Consider the following 17,206-nt stretch of genomic DNA (forward strand, 5'->3'; position numbering starts at 1 on the left):
TTATATTGCTAACATCTTCTATTCCAACCGCGCCGGATAAAACGTTCCCCATTAAAGAAACAATTTAAATTTGGTGAGACGAACGGACCGATAAACGGAATAATGTTTGGCTCTGAAGTTTCATCAACGGAAATCGGTGGTTTAGTAGGATCTGGTCTGAGTGTATAGCGAATGCGAGCGGTATTTCGAATGAGACCATTTCGTGGCTCTGCTGTTACTTGAACGATAAAACGAACAACAACGGATTCACTTGGATTAACAGTATTGATAAGAATACCGATAGTTGGGTTAGTTCCGGGACGTGCTACTCCATTTACTGTTACTGAATTTGGATAGAAAGTAACCTCAGGAGGAAGTGGGTCGGTAATGAGTACGTTATTTACTGGGATGATGCCATTGTTAGTAAAGGTAAGTGTATATGTGATGAAATCACCGAGATGGGCGCTATTTACATTTGCGGTCTTAATAAATGTGTTTGGCTCATTAGGGTTTACTTCTATCGTAATTGGTGGTGTTGTAGTCGTTGTTGTGATAGGTGGTCTAGTCGGGTCGGGTTGAGAAGTATACGTAATGGATGCGATATTTGTAATCATTCTATTAGCTGGAAGTGTAATAACCTGTACTTGGAATGAAATAGTTACGGATTCTGTTGGATTAAGAGTTCCGACTGGAATGCCTGTGGATGGATTTGCGTTTGGAACGGGAATGTTATTAATTGTGACACTATTTGGAACGAATGATGTGCCGACAGGAAGTGAGTCTGTAACAGAAATGTCAGTGACAGGAATCGTACCTTCATTTTGGAATGTGATAGTAAATGTAATCGTATCACCTACTGAAACGATGGATTTATCAGCGGTTTTTATCGGGTTAATAGTCCCAACGTTTACAGGAGTAATTGTAGTAGGTGTAGGGGTAGTAACGGATACCGGTGGTTTAGTAGGATCGGGTTGGTACTGGAAGGAAACGTTACCTTGGTTTTGAATTTCTCCGCTTGGTGGAATTGAAGTAACTAGGACACGGAAAGAAATCGTTGCGGATTCAGAAGGAGCAAGTGTTGAAATTGGGATGCCTGCTGATGGATTTGCAGTTGGTTGCGGCACGTTGTTAATTGTTACACTATTTTGGATGAACGAAGTACCGATAGGAATTGTATCAGTTACAAGTATATGATTAGCAGGAATGGTACCTGTATTTTGGAGAGAAATCGTATACGTAATGATATCACCTAAAGTAACTGTTTCCGGCGTGGCTGTTTTTTCCGGATTTAATATAGCTGTATTTACATTCGTTGTGTTAATTGGAGTAGGGTCTGTAATTGTAATAGGAGGTTCACCAGGACCTGGTTCATATGTGAAAGTAACAGTTGCTTGATTTCGAATAATACCACCAGGTGGTACACTTGTGACTCTTGCTTGGAATTGAACAGTAATTGTATCGTTTGGATTGACTGTTCCAACAGGTATACCTACAACAGGATTTGCTCCAAGATCTGGAATGCCATTTATTACAACAGTACCTGGAAGAAACGTTAACCCATTTGCTAACGGATCAGTAATGATAACGGAAGTTGCAGGGACTGATCCGCGATTTTGGAAGGTTACAGTATACGTTATGATTTCATTTATATCTACAATTTGTTTGTCGGCTAGTTTATTTGGGTTAGGTGTAGGTGTAATAACGGATACTTCAACAGTTGGAGTAGGATCTGTAATAGTAATAGGGGGTTCGCTAGGGTTTGGCTGGAATGTGTAAGTGACAGTTGCAGTGTTTTTAATAATACCGTCTGGTGGGAGTTCAGTTACAGTAACTTGATAAGTTAATGTAACAATTTGATCTGGAGTTACAGTCCCAACGTTTACACCACTATTTGGATTTGCTCCAGGTGAAGCAACACCATTAATCGTAACACTGTTCGGAATGAAAGTAGTACCAGCTGGAGTAGGGTCTGCAATAATAACATCTGACGCATTAATATTCCCTACATTTTGGAACGTAATTGTATAAGTGACAGTATCACCAAGGTTAATAACTTGAGGAGTAGCTTGTTTGTTAGGATTAGTAGTAACTTCACTTACTTGCGTCTTTGTAGTAGGTGTAGGCGTAGTAACGGATACGGGAGGTAAATTTGGATCTGGCTGGTACTGGAATGAAACGCTTCCTTCATTTTCGATAAAACCTGTCGGTGGTATCGATGTTACTTGAACTTGGAAAGTTACGACGGCTGAAGTGTTAGGTTCTAATGTACCGATAAGAATTCCAGAACTAGGAACGATATCTGGTTGTGGAATGCCGTTTATCGTAACGCTATTCGGAATGAAAGTAGTACCAGCTGGAATAGGGTCGGTTACAAGTACATTTGTTGCAGGGACAGTTCCTGTATTTTGTAAGGAGATTGTATAGGTGATTGTGTCGCCTAATAAAGCAAATACTTTATCTGCGGATTTTGTAGGGTTCGTTGTTGCGGTATTGACATTTGTAGTAGTAGGTGGAGTCGGTGTAGTTACTGTTACTGGGGGTTCTCCAGGATTAGGTTGGAATGTGTAGGTGATAGTAGCTTCATTTACAATAATTCCGTTAGGTGGTATGGAAACAACACGAACTTGGAAAGTTACAACAACTGATTGACTAGGATTTAATGTGCCAAGAGGAATGCCAAGAGCTGGATCAACATCGCTCGTTGAGATACCATTAATTGTTACACTATTTGGAATGAAAGTCGTACCAATTGGAATCGAATCTGTGAAAATAATATTTGTTAGTTCAACAGTTTGTAAGTTTTGGAAGGTAACGGTGTACGTAATGATATCACTTATATCAACATTGTTTCGATCAGCTGTTTTTGCTGGATTAATAATGCTGTTAATAATTTCAGTATTAACTGGAGGAGTTTCTTCTGTTGTTGTAATAGGAGGTTCATTTGGGTTAGGCTGAGATGTAAAGTTGATTGAACCAATATTTGTAACAACACCGTTAGGAGGTATATTTGTAATCGTTACCTGGAACGTGATGGTTACTATTTGATTAGGCTGTATTGTGCCGATAGGTATCCCGATACTTGGATCAATACCTGGTTGCAAAATCCCATTTATTGTAACAGAATCCACAATAAATTGTGTGCCTACTGGTGCTTGATCCATGACGGATACATTTGTCATTGGAATATTTCCGAGGTTTTCAAGAGTGATTGTATACGTGAGTGCATCTCCAATGTTAGCAACTGATAAATCTACTGTTTTAGTTGACTCTAATTCTGCATTTTGTACAATTGTTTCTGCGATTGGAGTCGGTGTGGTTGTTGTAATAGGCGGGAGTGTCGGATCTGGTTGAGATGTGTAAGTGACATTTGCTTCATTTGAGATAATGCCATTTGGTGGTAAAGCTGTTATTTGTACTTCTAAAGTAACAGTCACTATTTGTCTAGGGTTTAATGTGCCAACTGGGATTCCTATTTCAGGGGTCAAATTAGGTTGTGGAATGCCATTAATCGTAACGCTACCAGGGATAAATGTAGTTCCAGTAGGGATAGAATCTGTAATAATGACATTAGTTGCAGGTATATTACCAGTATTTTGAAGGGTGATTGTATAAGTGAGCGTATCACCAATACTTGCAAACTCACGATCCACTGTTTTTTGCGGGTTCGGGTTAGCGGTACGAACAGGTAAAGTTACGGTAGGAGTCGTTTCTGTTGTTGTAATAGGAGGTTCGCTAGGATTAGGCTGAGAAGTGTAGGTAACACTTGCTGTATTTTCTATTTTTCCATTAGGAGGAATAGCGTTTATTTGAATCTGGAATGTAACAGTAACTGTCTCGCCGGGATTAACTGTTCCAACAGGAATTCCTGTGACTGGACTTACGCCGGGTTGAGCGACATTGTTTACAGTAACACTATTCGTAATAAAAGTTGTACCCGGTGGCAAAGAGTCTGTAACTGTTACACCTGTAGCAGGTATAGTTCCTTGGTTTGTAAATGTGACAGTATAAGTTACAATATCGCCAATTTCTGCAAACGTAAGGTTTGCTGTTTTTGTCGGACTTATGACTACAGTTTGGATAGGAGTCGTTGTTTCAGGAGTTGTTTCTGTTTTTGTGACTGGAGGTAAATTTGGATCCGGTTGATAATTAAATGTTGCACTACCTTGATTTCGGATTTCGCCGCTAGCAGGGATGTTTATTACTCGTACTTGGAAAGTAATCGTTGCGCGTTCGGATGGCGCTAAAGTTCCAAGTGAAATTCCTGATGATGGATTTGTTCCTGCTTGAGGAATCCCATTAATCGTAACACTATCTGGAATAAATACAGTACCGGCAGGGATAGAATCTATTACTGTTATATTCGTAGCAGGAACAGTACCGGTGTTTTGAAATGAGAGAGTATAGGTAATGACATCATTTAATGCAACGAAGGAGCGATCTGCTGTTTTTTGTGGATTTAGTGTAGCGGTATTAACTGCTGTTTCTGTTTCAGGAGTTGTAATAGTTGTCGTAACGGGAGGTTCATTTGGATTTGGCTCGTATGTGAATGTAATATTTGCTTGATTTCTAATAACTCCTCCGGGCGGGATACTATTTACTACACCTTGGAACGTAACTGTAATACTTTGACCGGGATTTACAGTGCCGACGGGTATACCAATTTCAGGGTTTTCTCCAAGTTGTGATGTGCCATTTACGACAACGCTACCTGGAACGAAAGAAACACCAGATGGAAGTGCATCTTTTATAATAACATTTGTAGCGGGGACGGTCCCTCTATTTTGGAATGTTACAGTAAAAGTAATCGTATCCCCTATATCAGCAACTTGTCGATCAGCAGATTTTGTAGTCGTTGGATTAGGATTATTAATTGGAATGTTTACACTTGGAGTGGTGGTAGTTGTTGTAACAGGAGGCTCACTTGGGTTCGGTTGATATTGGTAAGTGAAGGATGCTTGGTTTCTAATTATTCCATCAGGTGGTAAGTTTGTAACGACAACTTGATACGTGATTGTTTTTGTTTCTCCGACAGAAATGGTACCAAGTGGTATACCAAGTGATGGGGCTACTCCTGGCGTTGTAATGCCATCGACTGTAACACTATTTGGAACGAAAATAGTCCCGTTAGGTGTAGGGTCTGTAACGACTACATTTGTAGCCGGAACGGTCCCGTTATTTGTAAATGTGACCGTGTAGGTAATCGTATCTCCTAAATCAGCAACTTGTTTGTCGGCAGATTTTGTAGGCGCTGTAATAACGGTCCCAACTTGAGTTTCTGTTTTAGGAGTTGGGGTAGTTGTTGTAACAGGAGGCTCATTTGGATTAACAATATAATTAAATGATACACTGCCTTGGTTTTCTATAATTCCATTTGGTGGGACACTTGTAACTTGAACTTGGAATGTAATTGTTTTTGCTTGATTTGGATTTAAAGTACCGATTGATATACCGTTTTCAGGATTACTGTTAGGTTGTGAGACACCATCAATCGTGACGCTATTTGGAATAAATGTTGTACCGTTTGGAATTGGATCTGTTAGTACAATATTTATTGAGGGAACAGTGCCGTTATTTTGTAAACTAATTGTATACGTAATAACATCACCAATATCAACGAAAGTACGATTAGCAGATTTTGTAGGGTTAACTGTAGCGGTATTAACAGAGACTGTAGTAGGTGCTGTCGGTTCGGTTGTGGTAACCGGCGGTCTTGTTGGATCTGGCTGGTACGTATATGTCGTTGAAGCTTCGTTTGTAATAACACCGCCAGCTGGAATTTGTGTAACAAGAACTTGGAAAGATAGTGTTTTGGTTTCACCGGGATCAATTGTTCCAACTGGGATTCCTAGTGCGGGATTTGAATTTGGAACCGGTACATTATTTAAGATTACGCTATTCGGAATGAATGTTGTACCAGTAGGAATGGTATCAGTAAAAACTACATTTGTAGCAGGGATCGTACCATCATTAGTGAAAGTAATCGTATACGTAATAACATCACCGATATCAACAGTAGTTTTATCCGCCGTTTTAACAGGGTTTGTAATAGCGGTGTTAACAGGAGTAGTAGTAGGTGGTGTAGGGTTTGTTGTTGTAATAGCTGGTTTTGTAGGATCTGGTTGATACGTAAATGTTGTGGTTCCGATATTTCGGATTAGGCCATTCTCTGGGAGAGAGGTAACTTGAACTTGGAAAGTGACAGTGACAGTATTACCAGCTGCGATTGTTCCAATTTGTATACCACCAGAAGGGTTTACGCCAGGTTGTGAAGTACCGTTAATTGTGACGCTATTCGGAATAAATGTAGTGCTACTTGGAATCGGATCAGTCACAATAACATTAGTTGCAGAAATATTTCCTGTATTCGGTAATGTAATCGTATACGTAATCGTATCGCCAATATCGACAACTTGTGGACTAGCAGATTTTGTAGGATTTACAATTGCAGTTCGTACAGAAGTAGTTGTTGGAGGTGTTGTTATCGTAGTGGTTGTTGGGGGTTCAGCCGGATTCGGTTGCGACGTAAATGTTATATTTGCTTCGTTAGTAATCGTTCCGTTAGCTGGAAGGGAAGTGACTTGGACTTGAAATGTGACAGTTGTAGTTTGACCAGCAGGAATTGTACCTAGCGGAATATTTGTTGGAGTTACGCCAGATTGTGCCGTTCCATTAACTGTAACACTGTTTGGAATAAAAGTAGTGCCAGTAGGGATAGGGTCGGTGATGGAAACATTTGTTGCTGAAATATTACCGTTATTTGGAACAGTAATCGTATACGTAATGATGTCACCAATATTTACAATTTGTTGGTTTGCACTTTTAGTTGGATTTATGATAGTAGCATTAATTTGTGTTTCAACTATATTACTTGTAGAGTTTCTGTTAATTGGTGGTTGGTTTGGTGGATTATATTGAAAGCTTGAAGTTGCACTATTTGGAATAGGGTTTGGTGTAGGGAGAGTATTAACTTGAACTTGAAACGTAATTGTAGCATTCCCGTTTGCAGCAATCGTTCCTACATTTATTCCAGTAGCAGGATTATCTGTAGTAGAAGTACCATTAACTGTAACGCTACCCGGTACGAACGATGTGCCGGCAGGAGGCGTGTCTGTAATGATAACATTATTAGCAGCTAATGTGGCTTGATTTGTGGCTGTAATTGTATACGTAATCGTATCACCGATAGTAGCAATTGTTTTATCTACTGCTTTTGTTAATGCGACATTAGCTGTGAAAATATCTGTATTAACTATATTGCTTGTTGCTGTTCGATTAATAGTGGGTGCGTTAGGAGCTGGTTGAAATGTGTATCCAAATGATGCTATGTTACTGGCGACAGGTGGGGTAGGAATACTTGTTACATCTACTTGGAAAGTAATTGTAGCAGAACCACCAGCAGGGATGTTATTAATAGGAATTCCAGTTGAGGGATTGCCAGCTGTTGGAGTACCGTTAACAGTTACACTGTTTGGAACGAAAGTGGTGCCGGCTGGTATAGGGTCTGTAAATGTAACGTTTTGGGCAGGAAGTGTTCCGGTATTTTGGACAACGATTGTATAGGTTAAACGACTTCCTATTGTTGCTATTGCCATTAGATTCGTCCTTTCTGTCTGAATTTAAATCCGGTCAAGGCATCGAATATTTACAAACAGCATTATTTAATAATCTAGAAACAATACTATGTTTAAATATTAGTATAAAATGAGCTCGTCATTGCATCCTATTCAAATTTAAATGAATAGGAATAGGCAAAGGCTTTTTTTTTGCCCAAATTAGTCTGTGCATATACAAATGGAACTTTTTTTACTTGTTTGCATTAAATGAAATAGCGAATAAATATTTATCTTATATGGAAGGGGAGTGGAATTGTTGGCTTTTGTACAAACATATACGAAAACGGACTCTTTATTTATGGTACACACAGGGAATACAGTTGGCATGCGTGGTATTACAACAGCGACGGCGTATCAATACAATGCATTAATAACAAGAGATACAAATTTAAGTTTTGCAGGGGTTCCTTCTTCGGTAGATCCATTAACTTTTGCAGGAACGACAAATGATTGGACATTAAATGGTTCTTGGGCAAGGCTTAATCCTTCAGTAACAGACGTACCAGCAACAGCAACTGTAGACTTTGCTATGTTAGTTTGGCAAGGGACATTGAGTGCAACTGTGACAGAAACTGTAGTAAATAACAACATACCTACTTTACAAACACCGGATGGGGTCACTCATACAATTACGAGTGTTCCTGCATGGGGAGAGACGAGATCAAGCGGAACATTTCAAGGTACCATTTATACACGTGCTGCAAATGTAACAAATATTCTACAAGGGCTTTCAAATCGAGCAGCGGGGGATTATTTTGTAGAAAGGGTTCCCACGGCAAATCCTCCGACGCAAGGGACAGGCGTAGGATGGGCATTGGTTGTTGTATATCGCGATAATTCATATCCTATTAGGAATGTTAGTTTATATACTGGTTTACTCATTTCTACATTGGGTGAGACGGCAACGATTTCAAATTTTATCACTCCAGCTGTAGCGCCGGTTAATGCTCGTGTATTTACAATGGCAATTAATGGTGATACTGATGCGACAGGTGATAGATTTAACTTAAACGGTACGGGACTTTCAGGACCTAATAATTTAATAAACAACTTTTTTGCTTCACAGGTAAATAATTATTTAGGAAATTTAAATACAATCGGAAGTTTTGGGGATAGAAATATGCCAATTGGTACTTCTGCGACTAACCGTCGTGCGGAATTTGATGTGACAAATGTGCCTGCAAATGGCGTGTTAACAGCTGGATCCACTTCTACTACCGTGAATATCCCAAATACATTTGATTATATTTACGCTGGTGCTGTCGGTTTACAAATAGATTTAGCGGAGGCACGTTTAACTGCTACAAAATCAGTAATAGTAAGTTGAAAAATTGAAAACTTTAATAAAATTTTTTATCCTAATAGGAGTGAATTCTATTGGCTTTTGTTCAAGCTTACGGTAAAAACGATAACTTATTTATGATGCATACAGGCAATACGATGGGAATGCGAGGTACTGCTAATACAAACTTTGCTTATAATGCACTTATTACATTAAATACTGACACCACTTTCGGAGGGGTGCCTTCATCGACGGATCCAAATACATTTGGAGGTACGACAAATGATTGGACACTAGATGGTTCATGGGCTGAATTAAATCCATCAACTACTATCGTTCCAACTACAGCAGTTGTAGATTTTGCATTACTTGTTTGGTCAGGTGGGTTGGATACGGCTGTTACAACCGCTGTTGTTGATGCGAATCCACCAAATTTAGTTACGCCTGATGGAACGAGTACACAAGTGACAATAAATTCAGCATGGTCATCAGGAGGGACGAATTTACCTTTTATAGCCAATGTATATAATCGAGCAGCAGACGTTACATCTTTACTACAAGGGCTACCAAATCGCGCAGCAGGAAGATATAGTGTGACAAGATTACCTACGCGTCAGCCAGTTGGTTATGGTGCAGGATGGTCGTTGATTGTTGTATATCGTGATTCCTCATATCCGATGAGAAATGTGAGTTTATTTCCAGGTTTTTTATTATCAGGTACACCGCAAACCCTTTCTGGATTTTTTACACCAGCTACAGGGACGGTGACAGCAAGAGCTTTTGTAATGGCGGTAAATGGTGATCCGAATTTTACAGGTGATAATTTTCAATTGAACTCTGTGACATTAACAGGACCAAATAATCCAATAGGGAACTTTTTTAGAGGGCAAGTAAATGATATTAATGGAAATTTAAATACAATTGGTAGTTTTGCAGATCGGAATTTTTCTGGAACGACTACAACTGCAAATGCAAGAGCTGAGTTTGATATTACAAATGTAAATGCTACAGGTTCTATTGCACCAAATACGACATCTACACAAGTAAATATTACAGGTACCGGAGATACAATTTATACAAGTGCGGTTGGATTACAAATAGACTTGGCGGAGGCTAAATTAACAGCAGTAAAATCAGTAACTGTAAGTTAAAAAAGATTGCTATAAGTTAGCAATCTTTTTTATGAGAGGTATTTTGTTAGTAATGATTGATAGTTAGAATAATCAATCTCTTTTTCTTGTAGTTTTTTCACTAAAAATTTATGGTCGCGTTTTGGTGTAGCGATAATATATCCTTTAATAATTAAATCTTGTGTAATTTGAGAGGCTTTTTCTTGTAATGCAAGTTCTCCGATTTTTCCGGCAATTTTCGATTTAGCAACATCGCGAAATAGTTCTGGAACAGGACTTACGAGCTCTTCTAACAATTGTTTTTGTTCGTCATCCCACAAATGTCTAGTTTTATTAATATAGTGCTCTTCCCAATCTAAAATGGACATACCATCTTCTTTTGGTAATCGTTTCAGGAATTTTCTGAACATAAAATATCCACCGATAGACATAAGCCCTAATAAAATAACAGTCCATAGCACAATAAACCAACTGAACCATCCTTCGAGCAAATATATCCCCCCTTAATGATTGCGGTTTTCTATTATTCATATTATAAACAGTGAGATTCATAGAAAGCAAGAACGCTTGGTCATTTTGACCAAGCGTTATCATTTAAACAAAGTATAGTTGTTCCACACATAAATTATTATTATCATCTTCTACATATTCAATGATTAATGTGCCAACTTTACGATCTTTATCTTCAGTTGTGAAAATAGAGTAAGAAGTAAAACGTGCTGTTGATAGGCCGCTTATATGTGTAGGTAAAGAAATGTAGTCGTTATCGCGGAAGAATTCCATCAGTTCAATATCCTCAAATTCTTTTCGGTCAACTTGTTTGTTTGTATAGCGGCGTTGAAGTTGTTTTAAAGACTCATTCCAAGAAATTGCTTTTGTGTCGTATACCATTTTGTTCTATCTCCTTACTGTATGTAATCATTAAGAACATACGTTCTAATCTAGTATACTCTTTTTATTAGAAAAGGGAAAGCAAAAAATAATGTAAGCTTGGATTTCCAAGCTTACATTATTGATGCGTTCGTCATAATCTCTATTTTTTATTATAAGTTACATAAGAATAAGAAACAAGATGATATATATTTTGTTGATAGTTTTCAAGATTCTGTATATTATAGTTTTACTAAAGCGCAAGGGAATGAGAGGAATGGCATATGTAATTTCACTCCAAGGACCGATGGCAAGCGGAAAAACGACATTGGCTAAAAGGTTAGAGCGATGTGGGTTTTCAGTTATATATGAAAATCCTTATCCAATTGTAGAAAAGCGAAAGCAATTAAATTTGGATATGAATTCAAAAGAAGGGTTTATTCTAAATCAAAAAATGTTTATGGAAGCAAAAATAAAGGAGTTTCAAAATGTAAAAGATTCAGTTGTGATTTTTGATCGCGGGCCAGAAGATATTGAGTTTTTTACGCTCTTTTATCCAAAGATTATAGGAGAAGAGTGGGATATAGAAACTGCATTAAGAGATGAATTATATAAATTAAGAGAATGTCGTTCAGATGCTATTTTTTATTTAGATGGCTCGGAAAGTAATTTATATAATAGAAAAAATAATGATAGAACAAGAAACAGAAGTACATTTGAGGAGCAATTTAAATTAGTAGAAACTGAAAAAGACTGGTATAAACAATTTCCTGTAACTTATGTGGACACGAATAGATTAACAGTGGACGAATTAGAGATATATTTTATGAGATGGTTGAAGGAGAGAGGACTGTGAAAAAAATACTTTTATTTGTATATCCTACATTTGCGGAGTTTGAAATTACGGTAGCAACGGCATTGTTGAAAAACAAATATGAAATTATTACAGCGAGTTTAACGAAAGAATTGATTATAAGTGAAACAGGTTTGCAAGTGCAACCACATATAGAATTAAGAGAAGTGCGTGTAGAAGAATATGAGGGGATTATTATTCCAGGCGGAGATGCAATACATATGAAGGATGCAGAAGTACTCTTTTCAGTTATCCGTCAATTTCATGAACAAGAAAAATTAGTAGCTGCTATTTGTGCTGGGCCGTATGCGCTAGCAAAAGCAGGCTTATGCAAAGAAATCTCATATACGGTGACTATGGACTACCAAAAATTAGATTGTTTTCCAGTAGAAAATTTTGTCTATGAAGAAGTTGTGCAACAATCAAATATTATTACAGCACAGGGGCATGCATTTGTACCATTTGGAATAGCGATTGCCTCTTATTTTGGAGTAACAAACGAACATAATATAAATTTTTACAGTGGTAAGGGGAATGTGATGATGGAGGAGCTTTTGCCTGAGAATGTATAAAAGCTAGCATTTGCTAGCTTTTTTCTTTTTGACATCGATAAATGGCTAACGTTTTCGGATCACGCCATATACCGTTATGAATTGCCAATTCATTTTCTACTTCTTCTTTTAGCCATTCCTTCATTTCGGCGTGAAGATGTGTATTATCAGGTATATTTAGCGACGGAAACATGCTAGAAATATAGTTTACAATTGGAGTAGCATGATGAAAAACGAGAGCATTATGAATAACTGCTTCTTCAACAGTTGGAAAAACAGACTGTAATATCTCTTTACCATTTTCCAAACAAAATGGCGTGACTGAAGATGTTGTTTTCGGTAAATCAAATGCGTCTAACATGCGGTTACACATTTCAACTATACGAGATAATGTAACGTCAGAATTTGTTGTAGCTAACAGTGAGCCTCCAGGACGTATTACTTTATGGAACCCTTGGACTGTTTTTTCAACATCTTTCATGTGGTATAACATATGTCTTGCGACAATCCAGTCGTAGCAATTAGCTTTGAAAGGAAGTTTACCGGCGTCACCTAGCCTCCATTCAATTATGCTATTCTTTTTTGTAGCTTCAGAAAGCATCGTTTTCGATTGATCCAAACCTGTTAAATGTCCTGTATGACCGTTAGTTTGTAAAAGGGAAAGAAAATTCCCGTTAGCGCACCCAACCTCTAATATTTTCTCGTCTCCTTGAAGTTGTAAATGATCTATGACGACTTCATCTAAATTCACATGTTTTTCTTCATAATGTTTATGTGTATCGATACGTGTTTGTAAATGGTTGCTTACGTTGTATTGGCGTTTTACATCATTCATCTTTTCGTATTCCACCTTCGTACAAAATTGCTGAATCGCGTGCGTTAATACGTCAGTTTTCTTTAAGCCTTCGTAATGGAGTGCAGATTCAAACCTTTCAAGTAATTTTTCTTCAATTCGAAAATGAATATCTTTTCGCTTTGTCATTGAAAATTCGCTCCTTTGCATCTGTTAGTGAGACTATAGCATGCCTGAAAAAATTGTGTAAATCATTTGTGTACACAAATGGAGGAGATGAAAAAATTATTTGAATGTGAGTTTAAACTATTGACGATTTAACCGTTTTCATATATTCTTAAATTAAGAAATATTCAAATAATTAAAAGAAATGAGAGAGTCACATGCTTCTTCAAGGAACACATCGAATTGGTCGTATGGCCATGCTGTTGGCACTTGCGGATGAGAATGAAAGTCCTGTATTATCTATTCCAAAAGGTTGGAAGTATTGTACGGGGAAAGTGGGTTCGATGAATTCGCAAAAGGTTGTCGCAGCAATGGAAACAGCGGCTAAGAGCAACCAAGTTATTGAAACAGACGTTTACAGAGAAACACATGCACTTTATCACGCAATTATGGAAGCTTTGTACGGAGTGACGAGAGGTCAAATTCAGTTAGCAGACGTTCTTCGTACAGTAGGACTTCGCTTTGCGATTGTGCGCGGTACACCATACGACGGAAAAAAAGAAGGCGAATGGGTTGCTGTTGCATTATATGGAACGATTGGTGCACCTGTAAAAGGATCTGAGCATGAGGCGATTGGTTTAGGAATTAATCACATATGATTTGCCCATAGTCTATTAGTTAGAAGGGGGCCTTACTTTTTTAGGACAGAAGTCTGTCTTAAAAAGATAAGGTCCCCTTTTGCCTTTTTAAGGAGGAAAAACAATGATTACGTTAACAGGACACACATTGACAATTGAAGAAATGAAGAGGTTGTTACTTGAAGGAGAAGGTGTAACAGCTTGTCCAACTAGTATGCAAAAGGTGGCGGAGTGCCGCGAAGTTGTTGAGAAAATTGTAGAAGACGGAAAAGTCGTTTACGGTATTACAACTGGATTTGGAAAGTTCAGTGATGTGCTTATTCAAAAAGATGATGTAAAGGCACTTCAACACAATTTAATTCAGTCACATGCATGCGGGATAGGCGATCCATTCCCTGAAGAAGTATCACGCGGTATGTTAATTTTACGAGCGAACACGATGCTTAAAGGCGTATCTGGCGTTAGACCGCTTGTTGTAAATATGCTTCTTGAGTTTGTAAATCGTAAAATTCACCCAGTCGTTCCGCAACAAGGTTCACTTGGTGCGAGTGGCGATTTAGCGCCTTTATCTCATCTTGCGCTCGTATTATTAGGCGAAGGTGAAGTGTTCTATAAAGGGAAACGCGTTCATGCGATGGTGGCTCTTACAGAAGAAGGTCTTGAGCCGATTGAACTTGAAGCGAAAGAAGGGCTTGCATTAATCAATGGTACGCAGGCGATGACAGCGCAAGGAGTTCTTTCTTATATAGAAGCAGAAGCAACTGCGTATCAAGCTGAATTAATCGCTTCAATGACAATTGAAGGGTTACAAGGCATTATTGATGCATTTGATGAAAATGTTCATAAAGCACGTGGTTATAAAGAGCAAGTGGAAGTAGCGAGCAGAATTCGTGACATCCTTCACGATAGTAAGTTAACAACAAAACAAGGAGAACTACGAGTACAGGATGCCTATTCACTTCGCTGTATCCCGCAAGTACATGGTGCTTCTTGGCAGGTTTTAAATTATGTGAAAGAAAAATTAGAAATTGAAATGAATGCAGCAACAGATAATCCGCTGATCTTTGATGGCGGAGAAAAAGTAATTTCGGGTGGGAATTTCCACGGTCAACCGATTGCGTTTGCGATGGACTTCTTAAAAGTAGGAATGGCGGAACTTGCAAATATTTCAGAGCGTCGTATTGAGCGTTTAGTAAATCCGCAATTAAATGATTTACCTCCATTTTTAAGTCCAGAACCAGGACTTCAGTCTGGTGCAATGATTATGCAATACGCAGCAGCGTCACTAGTTTCTGAAAATAAAACGTTAGCACATCCGGCGAGTGTTGATTCAATCCCGTCATCAGCTAACCAAGAAGATCACGTAAGTATGGGAACAATCGCTTCACGCCATGCACATCAAATTATTCAAAACGTAAGACGTGTTCTTTCAATTGAAATGATTTGTGCGATGCAAGCAGCAGAATATCGTGGTATTGAAAATATGAGTACAGTGACGAAGAGCTTCTACCATCAAGGTCGTCAGCAAGTGCCTTCTATTACAAATGACCGCATATTCTCAACAGATATTGAAAATATTGCGCATTGGTTAAAAACGAATTATTCGATTAAAGAAAGATTAGATGTAAACGCAGCACTATAAAATGAGAAAAGGGAGAGATTGAAATGGAAAAAGTAAAACAAACAATTCGCGCGCCAAGAGGTACTGAGTTACAAACGAAAGGGTGGGTTCAAGAAGCTGCACTTCGTATGTTAATGAACAATTTAGATCCGGAAGTTGCTGAAAAGCCAGAAGAATTAGTTGTATATGGCGGAATTGGCCGTGCAGCTCGTAACTGGGAAAGCTACAATGCAATTGTAGATTCATTAAAAACGTTAGAAAGCGATGAAACATTACTTGTTCAATCAGGAAAACCAGTTGCTATTTTTAAATCACATGAAGATGCGCCACGCGTTTTGTTAGCAAACTCAAACTTAGTACCGAAGTGGGCGAACTGGGATCACTTCCGTGAACTAGAGAAAAAAGGTCTTATGATGTACGGACAAATGACAGCAGGTAGCTGGATTTACATCGGAACACAAGGTATTTTACAAGGAACATATGAAACATTTGGTGAAGCGGCACGTCAACATTTCGGTGGTTCATTAAAAGGTACATTAACACTTACTGCTGGTTTAGGTGGTATGGGCGGTGCACAACCTCTTGCTGTAACGATGAACGGCGGTGTTGTTATCGCTATTGATGTTGATAAGCGCAGCATTGATCGTCGTATTGAAAAGAGATACTGTGATATGTATACAGAATCGTTAGAAGAAGCGTTAACGGTTGCGAACGAGTATAAAGAGAAGAAAGAACCGATTTCTATTGGTTTATTAGGAAATGCGGCAGAAATTTTACCAGAGCTAGTGAAGCGTAATATTACGCCAGATTTAGTTACGGATCAAACATCTGCTCATGACCCATTAAACGGCTATATTCCAGTAGGTTACACGTTAGAAGAAGCGGCAAAACTTCGTGAAGAAGATCCAGAACGTTACGTACAATTATCAAAAGAAAGCATGACAAAACATGTGGAAGCAATGCTTGCTATGCAAGCAAAAGGCGCAATTACATTTGATTACGGAAATAACATTCGCCAAGTTGCTTTCGATGAAGGTTTGAAAAATGCATTCGATTTCCCTGGATTCGTTCCAGCATTTATCCGTCCATTATTCTGCGAAGGAAAAGGACCATTCCGCTGGGTAGCACTTTCTGGTGATCCAGAAGATATTTATAAAACAGACGAAGTAATTTTACGTGAGTTCGCGGATAATGAGCATTTATGTAATTGGATCCGTATGGCTCGTCAGCAAGTTGAATTCCAAGGCCTTCCATCACGTATTTGTTGGCTTGGTTACGGTGAGCGTGCGAAATTTGGTCGCATCATTAATGAAATGGTTGCAAATGGTGAATTATCAGCACCAATTGTTATCGGTCGTGACCATTTAGATTGCGGATCAGTAGCATCTCCAAACCGTGAAACAGAAGCGATGAAAGATGGTAGTGATGCAGTAGCTGACTGGCCAATTTTGAATGCATTAATTAACAGTGTAAACGGTGCAAGCTGGGTATCTGTTCACCACGGTGGTGGCGTTGGTATGGGTTATTCACTTCACGCTGGAATGGTTATCGTTGCAGATGGAACAGAAGCAGCAGCAAAACGTATTGAGCGCGTATTAACTTCTGACCCTGGTATGGGTGTTGTTCGTCACGTGGATGCAGGGTATGACTTAGCTGTGGAAACTGCGAAAGAAAAAGGCGTTAATATTCCAATGATGAAATAAGGAGGAGA

The 17,206-nt window shown here is 38.6% G+C and carries 11 protein-coding genes; 7 read left to right on the forward strand and 4 right to left on the reverse strand.

All coding sequences use genetic code 11. The annotated features are described in order from the left end of the window. Positions 1-8: 8 nt before the first annotated feature. On the reverse strand, positions 9-7,571 hold the full coding sequence (locus tag MR070_RS14155) for a DUF7507 domain-containing protein (RefSeq protein ID WP_242261497.1): 7,563 nt from the start codon (positions 7,569-7,571) through the stop codon (positions 9-11). 277 nt (positions 7,572-7,848) lie between these two features. On the opposite strand from MR070_RS14155, the gene MR070_RS14160 reads away from it, so the two are divergent. Continuing rightward, on the forward strand, positions 7,849-8,919 hold the full coding sequence (locus tag MR070_RS14160; protein WP_000896245.1) for a hypothetical protein: 1,071 nt from the start codon (positions 7,849-7,851) through the stop codon (positions 8,917-8,919). Between the two features lie 50 nt (positions 8,920-8,969). Next, positions 8,970-10,025, forward strand: a complete 1,056-nt coding sequence (locus MR070_RS14165) for a hypothetical protein (RefSeq protein ID WP_000896233.1) — start codon at positions 8,970-8,972, stop codon at positions 10,023-10,025. A gap of 29 nt (positions 10,026-10,054) precedes the next feature. On the opposite strand, the gene MR070_RS14170 is transcribed toward MR070_RS14165, so the two are convergent. Both MR070_RS14170 and MR070_RS14175 read right to left on the reverse strand, forming a co-directional pair. Beyond that, a complete protein-coding gene (locus tag MR070_RS14170) occupies positions 10,055-10,495 on the reverse strand; it encodes a DUF2621 domain-containing protein (protein ID WP_044793439.1) in 441 nt (146 codons plus the stop codon). A gap of 103 nt (positions 10,496-10,598) precedes the next feature. After that, the gene (locus MR070_RS14175; protein WP_000262403.1) at positions 10,599-10,895 is read right to left on the reverse strand and encodes a hypothetical protein; all 297 of its coding nucleotides are present in this window, start codon (positions 10,893-10,895) and stop codon (positions 10,599-10,601) included. 247 nt (positions 10,896-11,142) lie between these two features. On the opposite strand from MR070_RS14175, the gene MR070_RS14180 reads away from it, so the two are divergent. Both MR070_RS14180 and MR070_RS14185 read left to right on the forward strand, forming a co-directional pair. Then, a complete protein-coding gene (locus MR070_RS14180) occupies positions 11,143-11,730 on the forward strand; it encodes an AAA family ATPase (RefSeq protein WP_242261498.1) in 588 nt (195 codons plus the stop codon). Beyond that, positions 11,727-12,299, forward strand: a complete 573-nt coding sequence (locus MR070_RS14185; RefSeq protein WP_242261499.1) for a DJ-1/PfpI family protein — start codon at positions 11,727-11,729, stop codon at positions 12,297-12,299. Before MR070_RS14180 ends, MR070_RS14185 begins: the two co-directional genes overlap by 4 nt. A 13-nt stretch (positions 12,300-12,312) precedes the next feature. Here MR070_RS14185 and MR070_RS14190 read toward each other — a convergent pair whose 3' ends face one another. Further along, a complete protein-coding gene (locus tag MR070_RS14190; RefSeq protein WP_000166768.1) occupies positions 12,313-13,260 on the reverse strand; it encodes a class I SAM-dependent methyltransferase in 948 nt (315 codons plus the stop codon). A 194-nt stretch (positions 13,261-13,454) separates the two neighbouring features. On the opposite strand from MR070_RS14190, the gene hutP reads away from it, so the two are divergent. The 3 genes from hutP (at position 13,455) to hutU (ending at position 17,198) form a co-directional block, all read left to right on the forward strand. Continuing rightward, the gene (gene hutP, locus MR070_RS14195) at positions 13,455-13,895 is read left to right on the forward strand and encodes a hut operon transcriptional regulator HutP (protein ID WP_000926516.1); all 441 of its coding nucleotides are present in this window, start codon (positions 13,455-13,457) and stop codon (positions 13,893-13,895) included. Positions 13,896-13,998: 103 nt separating this feature from the next. Beyond that, positions 13,999-15,516 (forward strand): histidine ammonia-lyase, encoded by a 1,518-nt coding sequence (gene hutH / locus MR070_RS14200; RefSeq protein ID WP_000631846.1) that lies wholly within the window; start codon positions 13,999-14,001, stop codon positions 15,514-15,516. Positions 15,517-15,539: 23 nt separating this feature from the next. Further along, positions 15,540-17,198 carry a urocanate hydratase gene (gene hutU, locus MR070_RS14205; RefSeq protein ID WP_000416706.1) on the forward strand — a complete coding sequence of 553 codons (1,659 nt, stop codon included), beginning with the start codon at positions 15,540-15,542 and terminating at the stop codon, positions 17,196-17,198. Positions 17,199-17,206 lie beyond the last annotated feature (8 nt).

It is taken from the genome of Bacillus cereus group sp. BfR-BA-01453 (assembly GCF_022662915.1).
Classification (GTDB): Bacteria; Bacillota; Bacilli; order Bacillales; family Bacillaceae_G; genus Bacillus_A; species Bacillus_A paranthracis.